Here is a 25,464-nt window from a genome sequence, read left to right as displayed (position 1 = left end):
AGATGTTCCAGAAAATCCTGATCGCCAACCGCGGCGAGATCGCCTGCCGCGTCATCGCCACCGCCCGCCGGCTCGGCATCCGCACCGTCGCGGTCTATTCCGACGCCGATGCCGGCGCCCGCCACGTCGCGATGGCCGACGAGGCGGTGCATGTCGGCCCGCCCGCGGTGGCCGAGAGCTACCTGCAGGCCGACCGCATCATCGCAGCCGCGCGCGCCACCGGCGCCGAGGCCATCCATCCGGGCTACGGCTTTTTGTCCGAGAACCCCGACTTCGTCGAGAAGGTCGAGGCCGCCGGGCTGGTCTTCGTCGGCCCCCCGGCCAGCGCGATCCGCGCCATGGGGCTGAAGGACGCCGCCAAGGCGCTGATGGAGGAGGCCGGGGTGCCGGTGGTGCCGGGCTATCACGGCGACCGGCAGGAGCCGGACTTCCTCGCCGAACGGGCGGAGGAGATCGGCTACCCGGTGCTGATCAAGGCGCGCGCCGGCGGCGGCGGCAAGGGCATGCGGCTGGTCGAGCGGGCGGGCGATTTCGCCGAGGCGCTGGCCTCGGCGCAGCGCGAGGCGCAGGCCGCCTTCGGCGATCCCGCCTGTTTGATCGAGAAGTTCGTCACCCAGCCGCGGCACATCGAGATCCAGGTCTTCGGCGATGCCCACGGCAACGCCATCCACCTCTTCGAGCGCGACTGCTCGCTGCAGCGCCGCCACCAGAAGGTGATCGAGGAGGCGCCCGCCCCCGACATGCCCGAGGAGGTCCGCGCCGCCATGGGCCAGGCAGCGGTCGATGCGGCGAAGGCCATCGGCTATCGCGGCGCCGGCACGGTGGAGTTCATCGTCGACGGCTCCGGCCCGCTCCGGACCGACGGCTTCTGGTTCATGGAGATGAACACCCGCCTGCAGGTCGAGCACCCGGTCTCCGAGGCGATCACCGGGCTCGACTTCGTCGAGCTGCAGCTCCGCGTCGCGGCCGGCGAGCCGCTGCCGGTGGCGCAGGACAATCTGCGGATCGACGGCTGGGCCTTCGAGGCCCGGCTCTACGCCGAGGACGTGCCCAAGGGCTTCCTGCCGGCGACCGGCCGGCTCGACCACCTGGCCTTCCCCGAGGGCGCGGAGTTCTCCCGCGGCGCGGTGCGCATCGACAGCGGCGTGCGTCCCGGCGACGAGATCAGCCCGTTCTACGACCCGATGATCGCCAAGGTGATCGTGCACGGGCCGACCCGGACGGCGGCGCTGAACCGGCTGACCCGCGCGCTCGAGGCCTGCCGGGTCACCGGCTCGGTGACCAATCTCGACTTCCTCGTGGCGCTGTCGCGGCATCGGGGGTTCCGCGCCGGCGAGGTCGATACCGGGCTGATCGGCCGCGATCTGGACACGTTGGTCTCGGCCGAGGGGCCGGGCGAGGACCTCGTCGCGGTGGCGGCGGTGGCGGCGCTGGGGCTGCTCAGCCCGCGCGACGCCGCCGATCCCTGGGACGCCCTGGCGGGCTGGCGGCACTGGACCGCGGATGCGCTGCACGCCCTCCTCGAAAGCGAGGCCGGACGGATCGAGCGCAGCGTCACCCTGCGCGGGCACGGGCATTACACCGTCGCCGGCCCCGAGGGCACGACCGAGCTGTCGCTGCGCCCCGCCCCGGAGGGCGGCGTGATCCTCGAGAGCCACGGCCGCCGGCGCCGCATCGATGTGGTCGAGGAGGCGCACCGCGTCTCGGTCTTCGCCGAGGGGCGCAGCGCCTCCTGGCGGCTGCCCGACCCGCTGGCCGATGCCGCCGCCGAGGAGGCCGGCGGCGATCAGGTCGCGGCGCCGATGCCGGGCCTCGTGCGGATGCTGTCGGCCGCGCCCGGCCAGAGCGTCGAGGCCGGCGCCGCGCTGGTGGTGCTCGAGGCGATGAAGATGGAGCACACCCTGCGCGCCCCGCGCGACGGCGTGGTGGCCGAGATCATGGTGGCCGAGGGCGACCAGGTCTCGGACGGCGCGGTGCTGCTGACGCTGGAGCCCGAGGATGGCTGAGCGCGTCGACATTTTCGAGATGGGCCCGCGCGACGGGTTGCAGAACGAGGCGGTGCAGATCGCCACCGCGGACAAGATCCGCCTCGTCGACCTGTTGTCGGAATGCGGCTTCGCGCGGATCGAGGTGACCAGCTTCGTCAGCCCGAAATGGGTGCCACAGATGGCCGATGCCGCCGAGGTCATGGCCGGCATCGCCCGCCGTCCGGGCATCTCCTACGCCGTGCTGACGCCGAACCTGAAGGGCTTCGAGGCGGCGCGGGCGGCCAACGCCTCGGAGGTCGCGGTCTTCGCCTCGGCATCGGAGGGGTTCAGCCGCGCCAACATCAACTGCTCGGTGGCCGAGAGCCTCGAGCGCTTCGCCCCGGTGGCCGAGGCGGCGCGCGAGGCCGGCCTCCCGGTGCGGGGCTACGTCTCCTGCGTCACCGACTGCCCCTATGACGGGCCGGTGGCGCCGCCGGCGGTGGCGCGGGTCGCGGCCGGGCTGCGCGATCTCGGCTGCTACGAGGTCTCGCTCGGCGACACGATCGGCGCCGGCACCCCGGAGAGCGTCGACCGCATGCTCGCCGCGGTGCTCGAGGAGGTCCCGGCCGCGCGCCTCGCCGGGCATTTCCACGACACCGGCGGCCGCGCGCTCGACAATATCGAGGCCAGCCTCGCCCGCGGCCTGCGCAGCTTCGACGCGGCGGTCGGAGGCCTCGGCGGCTGCCCCTACGCGCCCGGCGCCAAGGGCAATGTCGCGACCGAGAAGGTGGCGGCGCTGATGGACCGGCTGGGCTTCGCGACCGGCCTCGACGCGGGCCGGCTGGCCGCGGCCGCGGCCTTCGCCCGAACCTTGAGGAGTGCCGCATGAGCTACCAGACCCTCGACATCCGCCAGGACGAGCGCGGCGTCGCCTATGTCACGTTGAACCTGCCCGAGAAGCGCAACGTGCTCTCGGCCACGATGATCGCCGAGTTGACCGACATGGCGGGCAGCCTGGGCGCCGCCGAGGGCACCCGCGCCATCGTCCTCGCCGGCGCCGGCAAGGTGTTCTGCGCCGGCGGCGACCTGACCTGGATGAAGGCGCAGATCGAGGCCGACCGGCCGACCCGGATGCGCGAGGCCAAGAAGCTTGCCATGATGCTGAACGCGCTGAACGAGATGCCGACGCCGCTGATCGGCCGGCTGCATGGCGGCGCCTTCGGCGGCGGCGTCGGCCTCGCCTGCATCTGCGACGTGGCGCTGGCCGCGGAGGGCACCAAGTTCGGCTTCACCGAAACCCGGCTCGGGCTGATCCCGGCCACCATCGGCCCCTACGTGCTGGCCCGCATGGGCGAGGGCCGGGCGCGCCGGGTCTTCATGTCGGCGCGGATCTTCGACGCCGCCGAGGCGGTGGAGCTGGGCGTGCTGGCGCGGGCGGTGCCGCAGGACGCTCTGGACGCCGCGGTGGAGGCGGAGGTCGCGCCCTATCTCGCGGTGGCGCCGGGGGCGGTGGGGCGCGCCAAGGCGCTGGCCCGCAGCCTCGGGCCGCGCATCGACGCGGCGGTGATCGACGACACCGTCCGGCAGCTCGCGGACGCCTGGGAGACCGAGGAATCGCGGCACGGCATCGCCTGCTTTCTCGACAAGACCGCGCCCCGCTGGGCCTGAGGGCGACCGGCCGGGGGCGCTGCCCCCGGACCCCCGGGATATTTTTGCTCAGAAGAAGATGGGGGCGACACGGTGTTTGCCGGAGGTGGTGCGTCGGCCGGTTGACGGAGCGGCAGGGTGTCATCGGGGTCGATGGCGCCGCGGCCGCCCAGGGAGGATCCCCGCGCGGGACAAAGGCCGCAGGCCGCCGCGCATCGCCGGGCCGCCCCCGGGCCCGGCGATCTGGTGAGGCTGGGCGCTGAGCTTCGAGCGTCTTCGGAGCTGGTTGCATAAAGCGTGGGATTCCGCGGTCGGGATCGCCGTGCCGCGGCCCGTCGATGCGCGGCTTCGTACTGCAAGACCGAGGGCAGGGGTGTCGTGCCGGCAGTGCTGCGGCCTGCCTGGCCACGCACTTTCAGGGCTTGGCCAGAGCGCTGTTTTATTCGGCAATTGCGGGTGGGTCTGCGGGATTGTTGAGCAGGTGGACGGGGAAGTGCTGGAAAACCGGGCAGGTGATTGCGGTTTGGGCCGGTCCGGGGTCGAAGGGGGCAGGTTTTTACTGTGACAGGATTTCCGCCATGCGCCGTCCCGCCTCCGTCCTCCTCGCTTCCCTGGCCGCCACCCCGGCGCTGGCCCATGGCGGGCCGCACATGCATCCGCACGGGCTCGAGGCGCCGCTGATGCTGGGGCTCGCCGTGGCCGCCGTGGTCGCGCTGGCGGTCTTGTACCGCCGGCGCTGAGCCGGCGGGGTCAGGCCTCCTCGGAGGCCGGTTCCGGCACCGGCGCGAGGCCGCCGATCTCGGCGATCAGCCGGGCGATCCGGGCCACGCCCGCGCCGGTGCGCAGCCGGGCGAAGGTGAAGGGGCGGCCGGCGCGCATCCGCGCGGCGTCGCGCTCCATCACCGACAGATTGGCGCCAACATGCAGCGCGAGGTCGGTCTTGTTGATCACCAGGATGTCCGAGCGGGTGATCGCCGGGCCGCCCTTCCTCGGGATCTCCTCGCCGGCGGCGACGTCGATGACGTAGATCGTCAGGTCCGCAAGCTCCGGCGAAAAGGTGGCCGAGAGGTTGTCGCCGCCGCTCTCGATCAGCACGATCTCGAGGTCCGGGTGGCGCGCGGTCAGCTCGGCCACCGCCGCGAGGTTGATCGAGGCATCCTCGCGGATCGCGGTATGCGGGCAGCCGCCGGTTTCCACGCCCAGGATGCGGTCCGAGGGCAGCACCTGCATCCGCATCAGCGCCTCGGCATCCTCCTGCGTGTAGATGTCGTTGGTGATCGCGGCGATCGAATGATGCGGCGTGAGATATTCGCAGAGCCGCGCCGTCAGCGTCGTCTTGCCGGCGCCGACCGGGCCGCCGATGCCGATGCGGAGTGGGCCGTGGGGGGAGGGGGCGGTGGTCATGTGCGGAAGATCCTCGATCTCTGGGTTTCGTGCTGCATCGCCGCGATGTCGGCGAGAAAGGCGGCGTTGCCGAGCCGGGTCAGGTCGCCGTCGGCGGCCGCCGCGGCCTGCGCCGCGCAGAGCGGCGCGAGCCGGCGCAGCAGGCGCTGGCCCTCGGTCTGGCCCACCGGCAGCAGGCGCTGGCCGGCGGCGACGAGGTTGGCGGCGAAGGCCTGCAGGTAGAGCGTCGCGGTGGCCACCAGCGGCAGGCCCTCGAGCCGCGCCGCGCGGCCCACCGCCACCGGGTAGGCCAGCCGCGGCAGGGCGTGGCCGGTGAGCGCTGCGGTGGTCGCGGCGAAGGCCGCGCCCTGCAGGTCGAGCTCAATCAGCCGCTCGCGCGAGGCGGCGAAGGCGCGGGCCCGGGCGTCGATCTCCGCGACTGCCTCGGCGTCCGGGGCATGCCAGGCGGCGGCGAGGAAGCGCGGCTCGCTGGCGCCGGCGCCCTCGCGCAGCAGCGCCGCGATCCAGCCCTCGAGCGCCGCGGCATCGCGGACCCGGCCGGTCTCCACCGCGGCCTCGAGCCCGTGCGAATAGGCGAAGGCGCCCACCGGGTAGGCCGGCGAGAGCCATTGCGCGAGGGTGGCGAGCGCGGCGAGGTCGGGCAGGTCAGTGGGCGTGGCCATGGGTCCGCCCGTGGCCATAGGCGCCGCCCTCCGGCAGGAACGGCGCCTCGATCTCGGTCAGCGCCGCGCCGAGCCGCTCCAGCATGTCGCGCAGCACGTGGTCGCGGCGGATCCGCAGTCGGTCGGCCAGCACCTGGCAGGGCGTGTGGCGGTTGCCGACATGCCAGGCCAGCCGGGCGAGGTCGGCGCCGGCGACCTCCAGCAGCGGCTCCGGCGCGGCGGCGATCTCCACCAGCCGGCCGTCGTCGAGCAGCAGCGCCGCGCCATGATCGAGCGAGGCGGTCTGCGGCAGATCGACCAGCAGGCGCAGGCCGTCCTCGGCCACGAGCACCTTGCGGCGCAGGAAGCGGTCCTCGTAGCTCAGCGCGCAGCGCGCGGCGGCGCCCGACCACTGGCCGGGGGCGCGGATCGCGCGTGCCACGGGCAGGGTCTCGGTCGGGGTGTCGTTCATCATCGTGGCCCTCAGAACAGGAAGTAGCGTTGCGCCATCGGCAGGGTCTCGGCCGGCTGGCAGGTCAGCAGCTCGCCATCGGCGCGCACCTCGTAGGTCTCGGGGTCGACCTCGACCTCGGGCGTGGCGTCGTTGAGCTTGAGGTCGCGCTTGCCGATGGCACGGGTGTTGGCGACCGCCACCAGGTCCTTGGCGAGGCCGAGCCGGCCGCGCAGCCCGTCGGCCTCGGCGGCGGCCGAGACGAAGGTCACCGCCGAGCGCTCGATCGCCCGGCCATAGGCACCGAACATCGGCCGCGACTGCACCGGCTGGGGCGTCGGGATCGAGGCGTTGGGATCGCCCATCTGCGCCATCGCGATCATGCCGCCCATCAGCACCATGTCGGGCTTCACCCCGAAGAAGGGCGGCGACCAGAGCACCAGGTCGGCGCGCTTGCCGACCTCGACGGAGCCGATCTCGTGGCTCAGCCCATGGGCGATGGCCGGGTTGATGGTGTATTTCGCCACGTAGCGCCGGGCCCTCAGGTTGTCGTTGGCGCCGGTCTCGGCGGACAGCCGGCCGCGCTGCTTCTTCATCTTGTCGGCGGTCTGCCAGGTGCGGATGATCACCTCGCCGACGCGGCCCATGGCCTGGCTGTCGGAGGCGATGATCGAGAACGCCCCCATGTCGTGCAGGATGTCCTCCGCGGCGATGGTCTCGCGCCGGATCCGGCTCTCGGCGAAGGCCACGTCCTCGGGGATCGACTTGTCGAGGTGGTGGCAGACCATCAGCATGTCGAGATGCTCTTCCAGCGTGTTCACGGTGAACGGCCGGGTCGGGTTGGTCGAGGAGGGCAGCACGTGCTCCTCGCCGCAGATGCGGATGATGTCGGGGGCATGGCCGCCGCCGGCGCCCTCGGTGTGGAAGGCGTGGATGGTGCGGCCCTTGATCGCCGCCAGTGTGTGCTCGACGAAGCCTGCCTCGTTGAGCGTGTCGGTGTGGATCATCACCTGCACGTCGAGCGCGTCGGCCACCGACAGGCAGCAATCGATCGCCGCCGGCGTGGTGCCCCAATCCTCGTGCAGCTTCAGCGCGCAGGCGCCGGCGCGCACCTGTTCCTCGAGCGCCGCCGGAAGCGAGGCATTGCCCTTGCCGGCGAAGGCGAGGTTCATCGGGAAGGCGTCGGCGGCCTGCAGCATGCGGCCGATATGCCAGGGCCCCGGCGTGCAGGTGGTGGCCAGCGTGCCATGCGCCGGGCCGGTGCCGCCGCCGAGCATCGTGGTCAGGCCGGAATGCAGCGCGTCGTCGATCTGCTGCGGGCAGATGTAATGGATGTGCGAATCGAAGCCGCCGGCGGTCAGGATGCGGCCCTCGCCGGCGATGATCTCGGTGCCCGGGCCGATGACGATGTCGATGCCGGGCTGGGTGTCGGGGTTGCCGGCCTTGCCGATGGCGGCGATGCGGCCGTCGCGCAGAGCCAGGTCGGCCTTGTAGATGCCGGTCCAGTCGAGGATCAGGGCGTTGGTGATCACGGTGTCGGGCGCGCCCTCGGCGCGGGTGCGCTGCGACTGGCCCATGCCGTCGCGGATCACCTTGCCGCCGCCGAACTTGACCTCCTCGCCATAGGGGCCGGTGAGGTCGCGCTCGACCTCGATGATCAGGTCGGTATCGGCCAGGCGGACGCGGTCGCCCGTGGTCGGGCCGAACATCGCGGCATAGTCGGTGCGGTCGATGGCGACGGGCATCAGCGGCCCTCCCGGGACGGGAGGGCGGCACGGCGCGGCGGCGCGGTCAGCGCAGCATGCTGCGGAACTGGTCGTTGCGGCTGCGGGTCATGGCGGCCATGCAACTGTAGTACAGGGCGCGGTCCAGACTGCCGCCGTGGTGCAGTTCGGGTTCGCAATGGGCATCGCGCCGCTGCAGCCAGCGCCGCTGTTCGGCAAGCAGGCTCTGCCCGGTGCCGCGGGCATCGGCGCGCGGCTTCAGCACTTTCCACAGGCGGTTGAGCTCGGCATCGGCGGTGCGCCAATCCTGCACGGCGCATTCGATCATGGCCATGGAGGTCGTGCCGGGGCAATTGTGTTCGGCGCCGGCCGACAGGGGCGGAACGGTCAGAAGGACCGCCAGGAGCATATGAAACGTGCGCATCGGAAACATCCTTGGCGAAATAGTCCAAGGGTGCCATGCCGGGGCGGATGCGGGCAATATTCATCCCAGATCCCCCATGACCCGGCCCTGGAAGCCGTAGACCCTGCGCGCCCCGCGGAAGGGGATCAGCTGCACCGCCCGGCGCTGCCCGGGCTCGAAGCGCACCGCGGTGCCGGCGGCGATGTCGAGCCGGCAGCCATGCGCCGCGGCGCGGTCGAAGTCGAGCGCCGGGTTGGCCTCGGCGAAATGGTAATGCGAGCCGACCTGCACCGGCCGGTCGCCGGTATTGGCGACCATCAGCGCGACGGTCTCGGCGCCCTCGTTCAGGGTCAACGTGCCCTCGGCGGGCAGGATCTCTCCGGGGATCATGGCGGGCCTCCTCAGCGGATCGGGTTGTGCACGGTGACGAGCTTGGTGCCGTCGGGAAAGGTCGCCTCGACCTGCACGTCGTGGATCATCTCTGGCACCCCCTCCATGCACTGATCGCGGGTGAGGACGCGGGCGCCGGCCTCCATCATCTCGGCCACCGTGCGGCCGTCGCGGGCGCCCTCGACCACCGTGTCGGTGATCAGCGCGATGGCTTCGGGGTGGTTCAGCTTGACGCCGCGGGCGAGACGCCGGCGCGCCACCTCGGCCGCCATGGCGACCAGCAGCTTGTCTTTCTCTCTCGGGGTCAGGTTCATCTCAGATCATCCAGGGACGGGGCAGGGGATTGCCCGACAGGCGGGCGAGGATCGGCATCAGGCTCCGGCGCAGCAGGTGGCCGTCCGCGGCCAGGAGCCGCAGAACCAGGAGGTCGGGGGCCAGGAGGCTGGCGCCGCCGGTGGCGGGCAGCAGCGCCCGGACCGCGGCGAGATGCGCCTCGGCCTCGGGCGCGGCGAAGACCAGCGCGGCCATCGCTCCGGCGCCGCCGGCGGTGGCGGGACAGGCCAGGCGCCCGGCGATGTCGCCCTCCAGCGCGAGGCCGTCGAGATAGATCGGGCGGCCGCCGCGGCGGATCTCGACGCGGTCGCGGAACCGGCCGGCATCGAGGCGCTCGCCCATCGCCGCGCGGCCGAAGATCACCGGCTCGCAGAACAGCAGCCGTGCGGTCGGGTCGAGGTCGACCTCGAGCCGCCGGTCGAGCGCGGCGCCGCGGAACAGGATCGTCTCCTGCGGCACCCAGTCGAGCCGCGCCCCGGCTCCGGCGCGGAGCCGGGTTCGGACCTGACCGATCTCGCCCGGCAGCGCGCGGTAGGCGCGTTCGCAGGCCTGGGTGGTCAGGGTCAGCGCGGTGCCCGCGCCCGCCTCGGCTTCGAGCGCGAAGCGGTCGCCGCCGGTGATGCCGCCCGCGGTGTTGACCAGCACCGCCTGCAGGCTGCGCCCCGTGCTCCGCGGAAACAGCGCCTTGAGCGATCCGGCCTGGTGCAGCCCGTCCAGCACGCTGCGGCCGTCGCGCGGCTTGCTCGACAGCTGCACGTGGTCGCTCGCCCAGGGCACCGCTGCCGCGAGGGCACCGGTCCCGGACGGGTGGGGCAGGGGGGCGGACAGGGTGATGGTCGTCTCCTCGGAACGGCGGCGGGTCGTTCCGCTTCTGCCCCGAAAACGGGCGGCTGCCATCTGCGCAGGCCATCCATCGGGCGATTCCGCCACGACCTGCCCGTTTTCGCGCCGTTGCCGCGGTCATCTGCGCAATTGTTCGGCAAATCCCGGCCCGGGCCGGGTCCGGGCCGCGGGCGAAATTGCCTGCGCGGCCGCGATGACCAATGCAGGGTCATCCGTTCGGGAGGCTTCCGGGTCTCGGGGGGCGGGTGTGTGACGGCCGGACGCAGTTGGCGCTCGGCCCGGCCGCCACACGGGGTGCAACCAGACAGTTGCGGGCCTTGAGGTAGTCGGCGCGCCGCTCCGCGGCAAGGACCCGGCACCGGCGGCCCGCGAGGAGAGACAGATGACCGCTCTGAAAACCACACTCGCCGCCAGCGCAGCGACGCTGGCGCTGGCCGCGCCGGCGCTGGCGCAGGATTGCCCGATCAAGGTCGGGGTGCTGCATTCGCTGTCCGGCACGATGGCGATCTCGGAAACCACGCTGAAGGACACCATGCTGATGCTCGTCGAGGATCAGAACGCCAAGGGCGGCGTGCTGGGCTGCGAGCTCGAGGCGGTGGTGGTCGACCCGGCCTCCGACTGGCCGCTCTTCGCCGAGAAGGCGCGCGAGCTGCTGACCGTGCACGAGGTCGACGTGATCTTCGGCAACTGGACCAGCGTCAGCCGCAAGTCGGTGCTGCCGGTGATCGAGGAGCTGAACGGCCTGCTGTTCTACCCGGTCCAGTACGAGGGTGAGGAAAGCTCCATGAACGTCTTCTATACCGGCGCTGCGCCGAACCAGCAGGCGATCCCGGCCACCGACTACTTCCTCGAGGAGCTGGGCGTCGAGAAGTTCGCGCTTCTGGGCACCGACTACGTCTACCCGCGGACCACCAACAACATCCTCGAGGCCTATCTGCAGGACAAGGGCATCGCGGCCTCCGACATCTTCGTCAACTACACCCCGTTCGGCCATTCCGACTGGTCCAAGATCGTCGCCGACGTGGTCGCGCTCGGCGCCGACGGCAAGAAGGTCGGCGTGATCTCGACGATCAACGGCGACGCCAATATCGGCTTCTACAAAGAGCTGGCCGCTGCCGGCATCTCGGCCGAGGACATCCCCGTGGTCGCCTTCTCGGTGGGCGAGGAGGAGCTGTCGGGCCTCGACACCTCGAACCTCGTCGGCCACCTCGCGGCGTGGAACTACTTCCAGTCCGCCGACACCGACGCGAACGAGGAATTCGTCGCCAAGTGGAAGGCGCGGATGGGCGAGGACCGGGTCACCAACGACCCGATGGAGGCGCATTACATCGGCTTCAACATGTGGGTGAACGCCGCCGAGGCCGCGGGCTCCGTCGAGGTCGATGCCGTGCGCGAGGCGATGTACGGCCAGGAGTTCCCCAACCTGACCGGCGGCACCGCGGTGATGCTGCCCAACCATCACCTCGCCAAGCCGGTGCTGATCGGCGAGATCCAGGATGACGGCCAGTTCGACATCATCTCGCAGACCGACGAGGTCGAGGGCGATGCCTGGACCGACTTCCTGCCGGAATCGGCGGTGCTGACCAGCGATTGGCAGGAGCTCGATTGCGGCATGTACAACACCCAGACCGAGTCCTGCGTGCAGACCCTCTCGAATTACTGAGCAGTGCAGGAGGAGGGGGCGGACGCCGCCCCCTCCCGGCCGAGGATACCGACATGACCCGTCTTCTGATCGCCGGGCTGGCGCTGCTGGCCTTCGTCTCCCTGGCACGGGCGCAGGACGCCGCCGCCCCCGGGCCGATGCAGGCCGTGCTGCAGGCGCAGGCCGACCTGATCGAGGAAAGCTCGCGCCGGACCATCGCGCCGGCGATCGCCGCGGTGGCCGAAAGCGGCCTGCCGCAGGCCCAGGACGTGCTGCAGGCCTGGCAGGACAAGGCGCTGTGGCGCCGCGCAGAGGACGGGCTGTTCTTCCGCGGCGCCGAGACCGGCGCCGACACCGTGCGGCTGACCGATGTCGATACCGGCGCCCCGGCCGGCGAGGTCGACGAGGACGCGGTCGAGCAGATCAAGCCCAACAGCGGCATCCGGGCGCTGCTGGCGGTGGCGCTGGTGCAGTTCCAGCTTACCGATCCCGACCCCGAGCGCCGCGCCGACGCGCTGACCTCGCTCGAGCGCAACCCGGCCGGCGACGCGCTGGAGCCGCTGCGCGCCTCGATCGAGACCGAAGACCATCCCGGCCTGCGGGCCAAGAAGATGCGGCTGGAGCGGCTGCTGACCATCGCCCACGACCCCGACCGCGCCGCCCGCATCGCCGCCATCGCGCAGATGTCGGGCGATCTCGGCGTCGACGTGCGCGCCACCCTGAACCCGCTGGTGGCGACCCGGCTCGAGGTCTTCGAGGGCGCCATCCCCGAGACCCGCAACGTCAAGGCGGAGCGGGTCCCCGGCGAGGACGGCTTCTCGCGCCGCGAGGCCTACGAGGCCGCGGTCGCGGCGCGCCTGGCGCCGCCGCGGCTCGACCCGTCGGCGATCCGCGACACGCTGGCGGCCAACATCGTCGAGGGCCGCGTCGGCGGCGTGCCGGTGGCCGCGCTGTCCGACGAGGAGGCCCGCGCCCGCGCCTATGCCGGGCTGGTCGAGGACGGGCTGGCCGAGCCCGCCGCCGACGCCGCCGAGATCGACCGCCGGCTGGCCGGTTTCCGCTTTGCCGAGACCTATGCCGAGCCCGACCCGGAGGTCACCGCCGCCGCCGAGGCCGCGCTCACGCGCATCGCCACCAAGGTCGGGCTGAACCAGTCCGCCGACCTCGCGCTCGACGCGCTGAGCCTCGCTTCGATCTACTTCCTCGCCGCCATCGGGCTCGCCATCACCTTCGGCGTCATGGGGGTGATCAACATGGCGCATGGCGAATTCATCATGATGGGCGCCTATACCGGCTACGTGGTGCAGCAATTCGTGCCCAACCACACGCTGTCGATCCTCGTCGCGCTGCCGCTGGCCTTTGCCGTCACCTTCGCCGCCGGCGTGGCGCTGGAGCGGCTGGTCATCCGCCATCTCTATCACCGCCCGCTGGAGACCCTGCTGGCGACCTTCGGCATCTCCATCGCGCTGCAGCAGATCGCCAAGAACGTCTTCGGCACGCAGGCCCGGCCGCTGACCGCGCCCGGCTGGCTCGACGGCGCCTGGATGATCAACGACGTGGTCTCGATCAGCTATATCCGGATCGCCATCTTCGTGCTGGCGCTGGTCTTCCTCGGCCTCTTCCTGTTCATCATGCGGCGCACCCGGCTCGGGCTCGAGACCCGGGCGGTGACCCAGAACCGCCGCATGGCGGCCAGCATGGGGATCAACCCGGACCGCGTGAACATGCTGACCTTCGGGCTGGGCTCCGGCATCGCCGGCATCGCCGGGGTCGCCATCGGCCTCTTTGCCAAGGTCACCTCGGAGCTCGGCTCGGACTACATCGTGCAGAGCTTCATGACCGTGGTGGTGGGCGGCGTCGGCAATATCTGGGGCACCCTCGCCGGCGCCACGATGATCGGCGCCCTGCACAAGGGCATCGAGTGGCTGAACCCGTCCAACACGCTGGCGGCGCAGACCTTCATGATCGTCTTCATCATCCTGTTCATCCAGGTCCGGCCGCGCGGCATCGTCGCGCTCAAGGGCCGGGCGGCGGAGGCCTGAGCACATGACTTTCGACCGCAATCCGCGCTATCCTCGCAGCCATTCCAAGGCGTCCCGGCGGGACGCAGCTTTCGACGACGGACCATTTGACCGAAGCGATTTGCCACCGGAAAGGAATTGCGATGCAACGGCTTCTGTTCATCGGCCTGCTCGGCCTCGCCACCGGGGCCCGGGCCGACGGCTACGGCTTCATGACCCCCTCGGGCAACATCTACTGCAACGGCGCGGTCGAGGCCTCGGAGATCACCTGCACCATCGTCGAGCGCTCCGGCCCGCCGGCGATGGCGCGTCCTGGCAATTGCTCGGCCAGCTGGGGGCACGAATTCCATCTCCGCGCCTCCGGTCCGGCGCGCATGGGCTGCAGCCGGGCCCCGCGCCGGGTGGATTACAGCGACGTCGCGCCCTACGGACAGTCCGGCGCGTTCGGCGCGATCACCTGCCGGTCCGAGCGCACCGGCCTGACCTGCCGCAACCCGTCCGGGCACGGCTTCTTCCTGTCGCGACGGTCGCAGCAGGTGTTCTGAGCCGGGCGCCGGCCGCCCGCCCGGGAGCGGTCCGATGACCGGCGCGGCGCGGTACCGGCCGCTGCTCGCCCGACCCTCGGTGCTGATCTTCCTGTCGGGCCTGGCGCTCTTCACCCTGGCGGTGACGCTGGCCTCCGAGGCGATGGGCAGCGGGCTGATCTCCACCTCCTTCGTCAAGACGCTGGGCAAGACGCTCTGCCTCTGCCTCGCGGCGCTGGCGATGGATCTGGTCTGGGGCTATTGCGGCATCCTCAGCCTCGGGCATTTCGCCTTCTTCGGGCTCGGCGGCTACATGATCGGCATGTGGTTGATGTACGAGCGCACCCGCGACATCGTCGTCGACTCGCTCGCCGCGGCACCGATCCCGCCCACCGCGGCCGAGATCGAGGCCGCCATCGGCAACCAGATCTTCGGCGTCGTGGGCGGCAGCGACTTCCCCTTGATCTGGGCCTTCGCCGACAGCCTCGCGATCCAGCTGGCGCTGGTGGTGCTGCTGCCGGGTCTGCTGGCGCTGGTCTTTGGCTGGCTCGCCTTCCGCAGCCGCGTCACCGGCGTCTATCTGTCGATCCTGACCCAGGCGATGACCCTGGCCCTGGCGCTCTACCTGTTCCAGAACGACAGCGGGCTGCGCGGCAATAACGGCCTGTCGGGCCTGCAGAACCTGCCCGGGGTCGCGGCGCCGCAATCGGTCGTGTCGCTGTGGTTCCTCTGGGGCTCGGCGCTGGCTCTGGGGCTGGGCTACCTGCTCTGCGCCTGGGTCGTCGACGGCAAGTTCGGCTCGGTGATCCGCGGCATCCGCGACAACGAGGCCCGGGTGCGCTTCCTCGGCTACTCGGTGGAGGGCTACAAGCTCTTCGTCTTCACCCTGACCGCCTGCATCGCCGGCATCGCGGGCGCGCTCTACTACCCGCAGGCCGGCATCATCAACCCGGCCGAGATCGCGCCCATCGCCTCGATCTACCTCGCGGTCTGGGTCGCGGTGGGCGGCCGCGGCCGGCTCTACGGCGCGGTGATCGGCGCCGCCTTCGTGTCGCTGGTGTCGAGCTGGTTCACCGGCGGGCAGGCGCCCGACATCGATCTCGGCCTCTACACGGTGAAATGGGTCGATTGGTGGCTGGTGCTCTTGGGCCTGAGCTTCGTGCTGGTCACGCTGTTTGCGCCGAAGGGCATCGGCGGGCTGGTCGATCTGTGGACCGAGCGCCGCCGCGGCGACCGCCACGGCGCCGCTTACGGCCCCGATGCGGGCGCGCTGCGCGAGCGGGAGGCGGCGGAATGAACAGCACCCTTCTCGAAGTGTCGGGCGTCTCGGTCTCGTTCGACGGCTTCCGCGCCATCAACAACCTGTCCTTCCAGATCGGCCGCGCCGAGCTGCGCGCCATCATCGGCCCCAACGGCGCCGGCAAGACCACCTTCATGGACATCGTCACCGGCAAGACCCGGCCCGACGAGGGGCGGGTGATCTGGGGCGAGAAGTCGATCTCGCTCCTGTCCCTGTCGGAGGCGCGGATCGCCCGCGAGGGGGTGGGCCGCAAGTTCCAGAAGCCCACCGTCTTCGAGGACCAGAGCGTGCGCGACAACCTGCTGCTGGCGCTGCGCGCCAAGCGCGGGCCCTTCGCGGTGCTGTTCTGGCGCCCGGGCCCCGAGGACATGGCGCGGGTCGAGGAGCTGGCCGGCGAGATCGGCCTCGGGGCGCAGCTCGACCGCATCTCGGGCGAGCTCAGCCACGGCCAGAAGCAATGGCTCGAGATCGGCATGCTGCTGGCGCAGGAGCCGCGGCTGCTGCTCGTCGACGAGCCCGCCGCCGGGATGACCCCGGAGGAGCGCGAACACACCACCGAGATCCTGACCCGCGCCGCCGAAAGCCGCGCCGTGGTGGTCATCGAGCACGACATGGAGTTCGTGCGGCGGCTCAACTGCAAGGTCACGGTGCTGCACGAGGGCGCGGTGCTGGCCGAGGGGTCGCTCGATCACGTCACGTCGAACCGCGAGGTCATCGACGTCTATCTGGGGCGCTGAGACATGCTGCACATCGAGAACCTGACCCTGCATTACGGCCATTCGCGGATCCTGCACGACATCTCGCTCGAGGCGCGGCAGGGCGAGGTGACCTGCGTCATGGGCACCAACGGCGTCGGCAAGACCAGCCTGATGAAGGCGATCTCGGGCAGCCATCCGCGCTCCGGCGGGACGATGCGGCTCGACGGCGAGGATCTGGGCGTGCTGCCGGCGCACCGGCTGGCGCAGAAGGGCATCGCCTACGTCCCCCAGGGGCGCGAGATCTTTCCCCTGATGACGGTGGCCGAGAACCTCGAAACCGGCTTTGCCTGCCTGCCCGAGGGCGCGCGCCGGGTGCCGGAGGAGATCTACGAGCTGTTCCCGGTGCTCAAGAAGATGCTGACGCGGCGCGGCGGCGACCTGTCGGGCGGCCAGCAGCAGCAGCTGGCGATCGCGCGGGCGCTGATCACCCGGCCGAAGCTTCTGCTGCTCGACGAGCCGACCGAGGGCATCCAGCCCAACATCATCCAGCAGATCGGCCGGGTGATCCGGCATCTGCGCGACGAGGGCGAAATGGCCATCGTGCTGGTCGAGCAGTATTTCGACTTCGCCTACGACCTTGCCGACCGGGTGCTGGTGCTGCGCCGCGGCCGGGCCGAATTGTCGGGCGCGCGCGACCGCTTCAGCCGCGACATGCTGCTCGGCTGCGTCTCGGTCTGAGCCGTCTCAGCCGGAGCGGAAGATCCGCGACTCGCCGATCATCCGCTCCAGCGCGGCGATGCGCTCGGCGCTCGAATCCGAGCGCTTGTTCTGGATCTCGGCCACCAGCGCCTCGATCAGGAAATTGATCGCCAGCGTCGAATCCCAGCTCGACGGCACCTCGACCTGGGCGCGGAAGCAGAAGGCGGCGTGGCGCTCGATCGGCGAGCCCCAGGCATCGGTGAAGAGCACGATGTCGGCGCCCTGGCCGACGGCGAGGCCGGCGAGCTTCTCAAGCTCCTTCTCGTAGCGGCGAATGTCGAAGATCACCAGGGTCGAGCTGGCATCCATGTCGAGCAGCGATTGCGGCCAGACGCTGGGCGAGCTGTCGACGAGGAAGACCTGCGGCCGGATGATCTGCAGGTGGTTGTAGAAGTAATGCGCGTTGGAGCGGGTGATGCGCCCGCCCAGCAGATGCAGCCGCCGCGCCGGATCGGCCAGCAGGTCCGCCACGCGGTCGAATTCTCCCAGGTCGAGCCGGTCCAGCGTGCGGTTGACGTTGCTCGCCACCGCCTCGACGAAGCGCGACACGAAATGGGCGCGGTGGCTGTCGCGGCGCGCCGTCTCGAGCTTGGCCAGCGGCTGCTTCATGCGCGCGCCGATCTCCTCGCGGATGGCGTCCTGGAGATCGGGAAAGCCTTCGTAGCCGAGCTTGCGCGCCAGCCGGATCACCGTGGGGGTCGAGACCTCGGCGCTTTCCGCCAGCTTGGTGATCGATTGCAGCCCCGAGAGCAGCGAATCCTCGAGCAGCACCGCCGCGAGCTTGCGTTCGGCGGCGGTCAGGTCGGTCTGCCGCTCTTTCAGGAGGTCGCGGACCAGGAGGCTGCTGCGGGCCAAGCTCTGTTCCTTTCTCTTCATGCAAACTCGGGATGAAGAGCATACTACAGGATAATTCTTGACAGGCCACAATTTACTGTAGTGATGTTTACACAAACCACGGGGGGCGGCGTGCGCGACAGCGGCTGGACAGCGGTGGAGGTGACGAACGCCGACGGTCGGGCGCCCCTGGTGCTGGTCTGCGAACACGCCGCGGCGCATATCCCGCCGGATCTGGACGATCTCGGGCTCGACGCGGCGGCGCGCTACAGCCACGCGGCCTGGGATATCGGCGCCCGCGACGTCGCCGTGGCGCTGGCAAAGCGGCTGGACGCCCCGCTGCTGGCGGGCACGATCTCGCGCCTGGTCTACGATCTGAACCGCCCCGCCGACGCGCCCGACGCGATCCCGGCATACAGCGAGATCCACGCGGTACCGGGCAACCGCGACCTTTCGGCCGAGGCCCGCGCCGAGCGCCATGCCCGCATCCACACGCCGTTCCACGCCACCCTGGCGGAACTGCTCGACCGGCAGACGGCGCGGGCCGGGTCGGTGGCGCTGATCACCGTGCACAGCTTCACCCCGGTCTACCGCGGCGCCCGCCGCGCGGTCGATCTGGGCTTCCTGCACGACGCCGATCCCGGGCTGGCCGAGGCCGCGCTGGCGGCCGAGACGGCGCGCGGGCTCTGGCGGGCGGCGCTGAACGAGCCCTATTCCGCCGCCGACGGGGTCACCCACACGCTCGAACTGCACGGCACCGCGCGCAACCGCCCGGCGCTGATGATCGAGATCCGCAACGACCTGATCGACACGCCCGACAGCGCCGCGGCGATGGCCGAGCATCTTGCCGGCACGCTGCGCGCGGTGCCCGCGCTCCGGGACGCGGAGGGCGCGCCATGATCGCCTTCCTGCGCCGCTACGTCGCCGTGATCGACCGCTGCAACTACCTGCTGGGGCGGGTGGTGATGCTGGGCATCTTCGTGCTGATGGCCATCCTGCTGTTCTCGTCGATCAACAAGACCTTCTTCACGCCGACGCTGTGGACGCTGGAAATGGCCCAGTTCGTGATGGTCGGCTACTACATCCTCGGCGGGCCCTACGCGATGCAGATGGGCTCCAACGTGCGCATGGACCTGTTCTACGGCGAGCTGTCGCCGCGCCGGAAGGCCTGGACCGACGCGTTTACCGTGCTGTTCCTGCTGGTCTATCTCGGCATCCTGCTCTGGGGCGGGATCGAGTCGACGATCTACAGCTTCCAGTATGGCGGCGAGCGCAGCTCCTCGGCCTGGCGTCCCTATATCTGGCCGATCAAGGTGATCATGTGCGTCGGCATCTTTCTGATGCTGCTGCAGACCCTGTCGGAGCTTGCCAAGGACGTTCTTTTCCTCAAGACCGGCACCCCGCTCCGGCGCCAGAACGAGGAGCCGGGCGATGCCCTATGAGCTGATCGCGGCGCTAATGTTCTCCACCATGATGCTGATGCTCTTCACCGGGCAGCGCGTCTTCGGCGCCATCGGCTTCGTGGCGGTGGTGGCGGCGGTGCTGCTCTGGGGCGACCGCGGCGGCTACGACCTGGGCTTCGCCGCGGCGATCAAGCTGATGCGCTGGTACCCGCTGCTGACCCTGCCGATGTTCATCTTCATGGGCTACGTGCTGTCGGAATCGAAGATCGCCGACGACCTCTACCGCATGTTCCACGTCTGGATGGGCGGGCTGTCGGGCGGGCTCGCCATCGGCACGATCGGCCTGATGGTGCTGATCTCGGCGATGAACGGGCTGTCGGTGGCGGGCATGGCGATCGGCGCCACCATCGCGCTGCCGGAACTCCTGAAGCGCAATTACGACAAGCTGATGGTGACCGGGGTGATCCAGGCCGGGTCGTCGCTCGGCATCCTGGTGCCGCCCTCGGTGGTGCTGGTGCTCTACGCGATGATCGCGCGCCAGCCGGTGGGCCAGCTCTGGCTGGCGGGCGCGGTGCCGGGGCTGATGATGGCGGCGCTCTTCGTCATCTACATCGCCATCCGCTGCAAGTTCCAGCCGTCCCTCGGCCCCGCCCTCTCGGAGGAGGAGCGCGCGGAGATCACCTGGGGCGAGAAGCTGCGCCTGCTGCGCGCCGGCCTTTTGCCGGTGGGCATCTTCGCGGTGATGATGGTGCCCTTCGTCAACGGCTGGACGAGCCTCGTCGAAAGCTCCGCCATCGGCGCCATCGCGGCCTTCCTCGCGGCGGTGCTGAAGGGCCGCATGACCCGCGCGGTGTTCGAGACCAGCGTGCGCCAGACCCTGGGCATCACCTGTATGTTCATGTGGATCATCCTTGCCGCGCTGGCCTTCGGGGCGGTGTTCGACGGGCTCGGCGCGGTCAAGGCGATCGAGGATCTGTTCACCGACCGCTGGGGGCTCGACCCCTGGGTGATCCTGATCCTGATGCAGCTGTCCTTCCTGCTGATGGGCACCTTCCTCGACGACACGGCGATGCTGGTGATCGTGGCGCCGCTCTACGTGCCGCTGGTCGGCCAGCTGGGCTTCGACCTGGTCTGGTACGGCGTGCTCTACACCATCACCTGCCAGATCGCCTATATGACGCCGCCCTTCGGCTACAATCTCTTCCTGATGCGCGCCATGGCCCCGCCCGAGATCGGCCTGCGCGACATCTACCGCTCCATCGTGCCCTTCGTCGGCGTGATGATCGTGGCGCTGACGCTGGTGATGGTCTTCCCCGAGATCGCGCTCTGGCTGCCCGGGGTGATCTACGGAAACTGACAATCAAGGCGGCCGGACAAACCGGCCCGAATGCAACCCGACAGGAGAGAGAGACGATGACAACCTCGAGACGCAGATTCCTCCGCGGCGCCGCGCTGGCCGCCCCGGCGACGCTCGCCACCCCGGCCGTGCTGCACGCCCAGGAGCCGATCCGCTGGCGCTTCCAGACCTATGCCGGCTCGGCCCTGGGCGAGCAGGTGACCAAGCCGATCATCGACTACATCAACACCGCCGCCAACGGCGAGCTGGAGATCGAGCTGTTCTACGCCGACCAGATCGTGCCCACCGGCGAGCTGTTCCAGGCGCTGCAGCGCGGCACCATCGACGGCGTGCATTCCGACGATGACAGCATGGCCTCGCCCACGCCGCTGCGGGTCTTCGGCGGCTACTTCCCCTTCGCCACCAAGCACATCCTCGACGTGCCGGTGCTGTTCAACCAGTACGGGCTGAAGGAGATCTGGGACGAGGAATATGCCAAGGTCGGGGTGAAGTGGCTGTCCGCCGCGGGTCAGGATCCCTGCAACTTCAACACCAAGAAGGAGATCACCAGCGTCGCCGATCTCGACGGGCTGAAGCTCTACACCTTCCCCACCGCCGGGCGCTTCTTGAGCCGCTTCGGCGTGGTGCCGGTGAACATCCCCTACGAGGATGCCGAGGTCGCGGTGCAGACCGGCGAGCTCGACGGCATGGCCTGGTCGGGGATCACCGAGGATTACACCGTCGGCTGGGCCGACGTGACCGACTACTTCCTCACCAACAACATCTCCGGCGCCTGGATCGGGTCGTTCTTCGTCAACCAGGAACGCTGGGCCGATCTGCCCGAGCATCTCAAGCAGCTCGTCATGGCCTCCATCGAGGCCGGCCACACCTACCGCAACCAGTGGTACTGGGGCGGCGAGGCGCGGCTGCGCGCCGAGGGCGAGAAGCTCGAGCTGCGCACCGTCCCGGCCGAGGAATGGGCCGAGGTCGAGAATGCCGCCAAGGAGTTCTGGACCGAGATCGCCGAGGAGGGCGAGGTGCACGCCAAGATCGTGCAGATCTTCCGCGACTACAACGAGGTCATCAACCAGGCCGGCCCGCCCTACACGTTCTGAGCCGGACCCCTTCCACGACCCGGGCGGCCCCTGACCGGGCCGCCCTCCCTGATGCGCGACGGAAAGTGACCAGATGCCGGGCAACCTGACATTCGAGACCCTGAAGGAAAAGGCCGCCACCGGCGAGATCGACACCGTGCTGGTGGCGCTCGTCGACATGCAGGGCCGGCTCATGGGCAAGCGCTTCCACGTCTCGAACTTCCTCGAACATTCGGCGCGCGAGACGCATTGCTGCAATTACCTCCTGGCCACCGACCTCGTGATGTCGACGCCCGAAGGCTACAAGGCCACCTCCTGGCGCACCGGCTACGGCGATTACGTCCTGAAGCCCGACCTTTCGACGCTGCGCCTTGTGCCCTGGCTGGAAAAGACCGCGCTGGTCCTGGGCGACGTGCTCGACCACCACGACCACGCGCCGATCGCCCATGCCCCGCGCGAGATGCTGAAGCGCCAGATCGCCCGGCTGGCCGATCTGGGCTTCGAGGCGATGATGGCCACGGAGCTCGAATTCTTCCTCTTCGAGAAGGATTACCGCACCCTGCAGAAGGAGGGCTACCGCGAGCTGGTGCCGCTCTCGGGGCACAACGAGGATTACAACCTCTTCCAGACCACCAAGGAGGAGGGCATCCTGCGGCCCCTGCGCAACCACCTCGTCGCCGCCGGCATCCCGGTGGAGAACACCAAGGGCGAGGCCGAGCTCGGCCAGCAGGAGCTCAACATCCGCTATGCCGGCGCGCTCGACTGCGCCGATCACCACACCATCGCCAAGCACGCCACCAAGGAGATCGCCTGGCAGCAGGGCCGCGCCGCGAGCTTCCTGCCGAAATGGGCGGCGGGCCGCGTCGGCTCGTCGAGCCACGTGCACATGTCGCTCTGGCAGGACGGCCGCCCCGCCTTCCACGACGAGGGCGCGGAGCTCGGCATGTCGGACACGATGCGGCATTTCATGGCCGGGCTGATCGCCTACGCGCCGGACTACACCGTCTTCCTCGCGCCCTACGTCAACAGCTACAAGCGCTTCGCGCCGGGCACCTTCGCCCCCACCAAGACCGTCTGGTCGGTGGACAACCGCACCGCCGGATTCCGGCTCTGCGGCGACGGCACACGGGGGGTGCGGGTGGAATGCCGCATCGGCGGGTCGGACATGAACCCCTATCTCGCCCAGGCCGCGCTGCTGGCGGCGGGGATGAAGGGCATCGAGGACCGGATGACGCTGGCGCCGCCGACCCGCGGCGACATCTACGAGACCGGCGACGCGCCGGAGATCCCCCGCACCCTGCGCGCCGCCACCGAGACGCTGCGCGGCTCGGAGATGCTGCGCGCGGCCCTCGGGTCGGGCGTGGTGGATCACTACGTGCGCTGCGCCGAATGGGAACAGGAGGAGTTCGACCGGGCCGTGACGGACTGGGAACTCGCCCGCGGATTCGAGAGAGCCTGACATGAGCAAGACCCTGCACTGCATCTCGCCGATCGACGGATCGGTCTTCGCCGAACGCCCGGTGCTGAGCCGCGAGGAGGGCGCCGCGGCGGCGGCGCGCGCCCGCGCGGCGCAGCCCGCCTGGGCGGCGCGGCCGCTGGAGGAGCGCATCGACCTCGTCCTCAAGGGGATCGAGGCGGTGGGCGCGATGAACGACGAGGTGGTGCCGGAACTGGCCCGCATGATGGGCCGCCCGGTGCGCTTCGGCGGCGAGTTCGGCGGCTTCGCCGAGCGCGGCAGGCACATGGCCGCGATCGCCGCCGAGGCGCTGGCCGACATCGCGGTGGGCGAGGATGCGAGCTTCCGGCGCTACATCCGCCGCCAGCCCTGGGGCGTGGTCTTCGTGGTGGCGCCGTGGAACTACCCCTACATGACCGCGATCAACACCGTCGCCCCGGCGCTGATCGCCGGCAACACGGTGATCCTCAAACACGCCACCCAGACCCTGCTGGTGGGCGAGCGCATGGCCCGCGCCTTCCACGAAGCCGGCGTGCCCGAGGACGTCTTCCAGAACGTCTTCCTCGATCACGACACCACTTCGGCGCTGATTTCCGAACGCGCCTTCGACTTCGTCAACTTCACCGGCTCGGTGGCCGGCGGGCGCGCCATGGAGCGGGCCGCGGCGGGCACCTTCGTGCCGGTCTCGACCGAGCTCGGCGGCAAGGATCCGGGCTACGTCATGGCGGATGCCGATCTCGACGCCGCGGTGCCCGGGCTGATGGACGGGGCGATGTTCAATTCCGGGCAATGCTGCTGCGGCATCGAGCGCATCTACGTCCACGACAGCCTCTACGACGCCTTCGTCGAAAGGGCGGTGGCCTGGACCCGCGAGCTGAAGCTCGGCAACCCGCTCGACCCCGAGACCAGCCTCGGGCCGATGGCCCATGCCCGCTTCGCCCAGGTGGTGCGCGACCAGATCGCCGCGGCGGTGGCGGAGGGCGCCACCGCGCATCTCGCCACCGACCCGGCCGACGATGGCGGCGCCTATCTGACGCCGCAGGTCCTGACCGGGGTGAGCCACGACATGGCGGTGATGCGCGAGGAAAGCTTCGGCCCGGTGGTCGGCATCATGAAGGTGGCGGACGACGACGAAGCGCTGCGCTTGATGAACGACAGCCGCTACGGCCTCACCGCGAGCCTTTGGAGCCGCGATGTCGACCGCGCCGCGGCGCTCGGCGACCGGCTCGAGACCGGCACCGTGTTCCTCAACCGCGCCGATTACCTCGATCCCGGCCTGTGCTGGACCGGCTGCAAGGAGACCGGGCGCGGCGGCGGGCTGTCGGTGATCGGCTATCACAACCTCACAAGGCCGAAATCCTACCATCTCAAGAAGGTGACCGCATGAGTCTCGTGGCCAACTGGTCCTATCCCACCGCCATCCGCTTCGGCGCCGGCCGCATCGCCGAGATCGGCGCGGCCTGCGCCGCGGCCGGCATCGAACGCCCGCTCCTGGTGACCGATCGCGGCCTCGCCGCGCTCGACATCACCGCCCGCACGCTCGATCTCATGGACGCGGCGGGGCTCGGCCGCGGCCTCTTCGCCGAGGTCGATCCGAACCCCTCGGAGCAGAACCTCGCCGCCGGGGTCGAGGCCTACCGCGCCGGCGGCCATGACGGGGTGATCGCCTTCGGCGGCGGCTCCGGGCTCGATCTCGGCAAGATGGTGGCCTTTATGGCCGGCCAGACCCGCCCGGTCTGGGATTTCGAGGATATCGGCGATTGGTGGACCCGCGCGGACGCCGCGGCCATCGCGCCGATCGTCGCCGTGCCGACCACTGCCGGGACCGGATCCGAGGTCGGCCGCGCCAGCGTCATCACCAATTCCGAAACCCACGTGAAGAAGATCATCTTCCACCCCAAGGTGCTGCCGGCGCAGGTGATCTGCGACCCGGAGCTGACCGTGGGCATGCCGCGCGCCATCACCGCCGGCACCGGGCTCGACGCCTTCGCGCATTGCGTCGAGGCCTTCTCCTCGCCGCATTACCACCCGATGAGCCAGGGCATCGCGCTCGAGGGCATGAAGCTGGTGATCGAGAACCTGCCGCGGGCCTATGCCGAGGGCGGCGATCTCGAGGCGCGGGCCAACATGATGTCGGCCGCGGCGATGGGCGCCACCGCCTTCCAGAAGGGCCTGGGCGCGATCCATGCCATGAGCCACCCGGTGGGCGCGCTCTACAACACCCATCACGGCACCACCAACGCGGTCTGCATGCCGGCGGTGCTGGAGCTGAACGCGCCGGCGATCCGCGACCGCTTCGACCGCGCCGCGCCTTATCTCGGCATCACCGGCGGCTTCGACGGATTCCGCGCCTTCGTGACCGAGTTCAACGCCGGCTTCGCCATCCCCGAACGCCTCTCTGAGCTCGGCGCCGCCCGCGACCGCATCGACGACCTCGTCGCCATGGCGCTCGAGGATCCGTCCTGCGGCGGCAACCCGGTCCCGCTCGACGCGCAGAACCTGCACGCCCTCTTCGACCGGGTCCTCTGACCCCGCCGGTCTTCTTCTGAGCGGAAATATCCCGGGGGTGGGGGGGGGGGGGGGGGGGGGAGAGG

General features: G+C 70.3%; 26 protein-coding genes. 17 read left to right on the top strand and 9 right to left on the bottom strand.

Annotated features, from left to right (window positions below; translation table 11 throughout):
- Positions 1–2: 2 nt before the first annotated feature.
- The 4 genes from ACXYMW_RS07945 to ACXYMW_RS07930 all read left to right on the top strand — a co-directional run bounded on the left by ACXYMW_RS07945 (position 3) and on the right by ACXYMW_RS07930 (position 4,354).
- The gene (locus tag ACXYMW_RS07945; protein ID WP_459034777.1) at positions 3–2,006 is read left to right on the top strand and encodes an acetyl/propionyl/methylcrotonyl-CoA carboxylase subunit alpha; all 2,004 of its coding nucleotides are present in this window, start codon (positions 3–5) and stop codon (positions 2,004–2,006) included.
- Complete coding sequence (locus tag ACXYMW_RS07940; protein ID WP_459034776.1) at positions 1,999–2,856, top strand: hydroxymethylglutaryl-CoA lyase; 858 nt, start codon at positions 1,999–2,001, stop codon at positions 2,854–2,856. Before ACXYMW_RS07945 ends, ACXYMW_RS07940 begins: the two co-directional genes overlap by 8 nt.
- Positions 2,853–3,635, top strand: a complete 783-nt coding sequence (locus ACXYMW_RS07935; RefSeq protein WP_459034775.1) for a crotonase/enoyl-CoA hydratase family protein — start codon at positions 2,853–2,855, stop codon at positions 3,633–3,635. Before ACXYMW_RS07940 ends, ACXYMW_RS07935 begins: the two co-directional genes overlap by 4 nt.
- Positions 3,636–4,192: 557 nt before the next feature.
- On the top strand, positions 4,193–4,354 hold the full coding sequence (locus ACXYMW_RS07930) for a hypothetical protein (protein ID WP_459034774.1): 162 nt from the start codon (positions 4,193–4,195) through the stop codon (positions 4,352–4,354).
- A 10-nt stretch (positions 4,355–4,364) separates the two neighbouring features.
- Here ACXYMW_RS07930 and ureG read toward each other — a convergent pair whose 3' ends face one another.
- The 8 genes from ureG to ACXYMW_RS07890 are packed head-to-tail and all read right to left on the bottom strand — an operon-like array spanning position 4,365 to position 9,737.
- On the bottom strand, positions 4,365–5,018 hold the full coding sequence (gene ureG / locus ACXYMW_RS07925) for an urease accessory protein UreG (protein ID WP_459034773.1): 654 nt from the start codon (positions 5,016–5,018) through the stop codon (positions 4,365–4,367).
- Entirely contained in the window at positions 5,015–5,680 is a 666-nt protein-coding gene (locus ACXYMW_RS07920) for an urease accessory protein UreF (RefSeq protein WP_459034772.1), read from the bottom strand. Before ACXYMW_RS07920 ends, ureG begins: the two co-directional genes overlap by 4 nt.
- Entirely contained in the window at positions 5,664–6,131 is a 468-nt protein-coding gene (locus ACXYMW_RS07915; RefSeq protein WP_459034771.1) for an urease accessory protein UreE, read from the bottom strand. The genes ACXYMW_RS07920 and ACXYMW_RS07915 overlap by 17 nt, the downstream gene beginning before the upstream one ends.
- 11 nt (positions 6,132–6,142) lie before the next feature.
- On the bottom strand, positions 6,143–7,855 hold the full coding sequence (gene ureC, locus ACXYMW_RS07910) for an urease subunit alpha (RefSeq protein ID WP_459034770.1): 1,713 nt from the start codon (positions 7,853–7,855) through the stop codon (positions 6,143–6,145).
- A gap of 46 nt (positions 7,856–7,901) precedes the next feature.
- Positions 7,902–8,258, bottom strand: coding sequence for a lysozyme inhibitor LprI family protein (locus ACXYMW_RS07905; protein ID WP_459034769.1), 357 nt, complete (start codon positions 8,256–8,258; stop codon positions 7,902–7,904).
- A gap of 60 nt (positions 8,259–8,318) precedes the next feature.
- A complete protein-coding gene (locus ACXYMW_RS07900) occupies positions 8,319–8,627 on the bottom strand; it encodes an urease subunit beta (protein ID WP_459034768.1) in 309 nt (102 codons plus the stop codon).
- An 11-nt stretch (positions 8,628–8,638) separates the two neighbouring features.
- The gene (locus tag ACXYMW_RS07895) at positions 8,639–8,941 is read right to left on the bottom strand and encodes an urease subunit gamma (RefSeq protein WP_459034767.1); all 303 of its coding nucleotides are present in this window, start codon (positions 8,939–8,941) and stop codon (positions 8,639–8,641) included.
- Between the two features lies 1 nt (position 8,942).
- Positions 8,943–9,737, bottom strand: coding sequence for an urease accessory protein UreD (locus tag ACXYMW_RS07890; RefSeq protein ID WP_459034766.1), 795 nt, complete (start codon positions 9,735–9,737; stop codon positions 8,943–8,945).
- Between the two features lie 448 nt (positions 9,738–10,185).
- On the opposite strand from ACXYMW_RS07890, the gene urtA reads away from it, so the two are divergent.
- From urtA to urtE, 6 genes are all read left to right on the top strand, one after another.
- Complete coding sequence (gene urtA, locus ACXYMW_RS07885; protein ID WP_459034765.1) at positions 10,186–11,466, top strand: urea ABC transporter substrate-binding protein; 1,281 nt, start codon at positions 10,186–10,188, stop codon at positions 11,464–11,466.
- A 53-nt stretch (positions 11,467–11,519) separates the two neighbouring features.
- Complete coding sequence (urtB, locus tag ACXYMW_RS07880) at positions 11,520–13,487, top strand: urea ABC transporter permease subunit UrtB (protein ID WP_459034764.1); 1,968 nt, start codon at positions 11,520–11,522, stop codon at positions 13,485–13,487.
- A 122-nt stretch (positions 13,488–13,609) separates the two neighbouring features.
- A complete protein-coding gene (locus ACXYMW_RS07875; protein WP_459034763.1) occupies positions 13,610–14,011 on the top strand; it encodes a DUF6636 domain-containing protein in 402 nt (133 codons plus the stop codon).
- A gap of 34 nt (positions 14,012–14,045) precedes the next feature.
- Positions 14,046–15,287: an urea ABC transporter permease subunit UrtC gene (gene urtC / locus ACXYMW_RS07870; RefSeq protein WP_459034762.1), complete on the top strand. Its 1,242-nt coding sequence runs from the start codon at positions 14,046–14,048 to the stop codon at positions 15,285–15,287.
- A complete protein-coding gene (gene urtD, locus ACXYMW_RS07865; RefSeq protein WP_459034761.1) occupies positions 15,284–16,027 on the top strand; it encodes an urea ABC transporter ATP-binding protein UrtD in 744 nt (247 codons plus the stop codon). The genes urtC and urtD overlap by 4 nt, the downstream gene beginning before the upstream one ends.
- 3 nt (positions 16,028–16,030) lie before the next feature.
- On the top strand, positions 16,031–16,726 hold the full coding sequence (urtE, locus tag ACXYMW_RS07860; protein ID WP_459034760.1) for an urea ABC transporter ATP-binding subunit UrtE: 696 nt from the start codon (positions 16,031–16,033) through the stop codon (positions 16,724–16,726).
- 6 nt (positions 16,727–16,732) lie between these two features.
- Here the strand turns inward: urtE and ACXYMW_RS07855 are convergent, their stop codons facing one another.
- Entirely contained in the window at positions 16,733–17,623 is an 891-nt protein-coding gene (locus ACXYMW_RS07855) for a MurR/RpiR family transcriptional regulator (protein WP_459034759.1), read from the bottom strand.
- Positions 17,624–17,686: 63 nt separating this feature from the next.
- Between ACXYMW_RS07855 and ACXYMW_RS07850 the strand changes: the two genes are divergently transcribed.
- The 7 genes from ACXYMW_RS07850 (at position 17,687) to ACXYMW_RS07820 (ending at position 25,399) form a co-directional block, all read left to right on the top strand.
- Complete coding sequence (locus ACXYMW_RS07850; protein ID WP_459034758.1) at positions 17,687–18,481, top strand: N-formylglutamate amidohydrolase; 795 nt, start codon at positions 17,687–17,689, stop codon at positions 18,479–18,481.
- Positions 18,478–19,023 (top strand): TRAP transporter small permease subunit, encoded by a 546-nt coding sequence (locus ACXYMW_RS07845; RefSeq protein ID WP_459034757.1) that lies wholly within the window; start codon positions 18,478–18,480, stop codon positions 19,021–19,023. Before ACXYMW_RS07850 ends, ACXYMW_RS07845 begins: the two co-directional genes overlap by 4 nt.
- Positions 19,013–20,341, top strand: coding sequence for a TRAP transporter large permease (locus tag ACXYMW_RS07840; RefSeq protein ID WP_459034756.1), 1,329 nt, complete (start codon positions 19,013–19,015; stop codon positions 20,339–20,341). Before ACXYMW_RS07845 ends, ACXYMW_RS07840 begins: the two co-directional genes overlap by 11 nt.
- Positions 20,342–20,397: 56 nt before the next feature.
- Positions 20,398–21,435: a TRAP transporter substrate-binding protein gene (locus ACXYMW_RS07835; protein WP_459034755.1), complete on the top strand. Its 1,038-nt coding sequence runs from the start codon at positions 20,398–20,400 to the stop codon at positions 21,433–21,435.
- A gap of 73 nt (positions 21,436–21,508) precedes the next feature.
- Positions 21,509–22,873, top strand: a complete 1,365-nt coding sequence (locus ACXYMW_RS07830) for a glutamine synthetase family protein (RefSeq protein WP_459034754.1) — start codon at positions 21,509–21,511, stop codon at positions 22,871–22,873.
- A gap of 1 nt (position 22,874) precedes the next feature.
- Positions 22,875–24,257 carry an aldehyde dehydrogenase family protein gene (locus tag ACXYMW_RS07825; RefSeq protein WP_459034753.1) on the top strand — a complete coding sequence of 461 codons (1,383 nt, stop codon included), beginning with the start codon at positions 22,875–22,877 and terminating at the stop codon, positions 24,255–24,257.
- Complete coding sequence (locus tag ACXYMW_RS07820; RefSeq protein ID WP_459034752.1) at positions 24,254–25,399, top strand: iron-containing alcohol dehydrogenase; 1,146 nt, start codon at positions 24,254–24,256, stop codon at positions 25,397–25,399. Before ACXYMW_RS07825 ends, ACXYMW_RS07820 begins: the two co-directional genes overlap by 4 nt.
- The last annotated feature ends 65 nt before the right edge of the window (positions 25,400–25,464 follow it).

It is taken from the genome of Roseivivax sp. CAU 1761 (assembly GCF_054482755.1).
The sequence above is the reverse complement of the archived record's forward strand: the minus strand, read 5'-3'. Positions and strand labels throughout refer to the sequence as shown.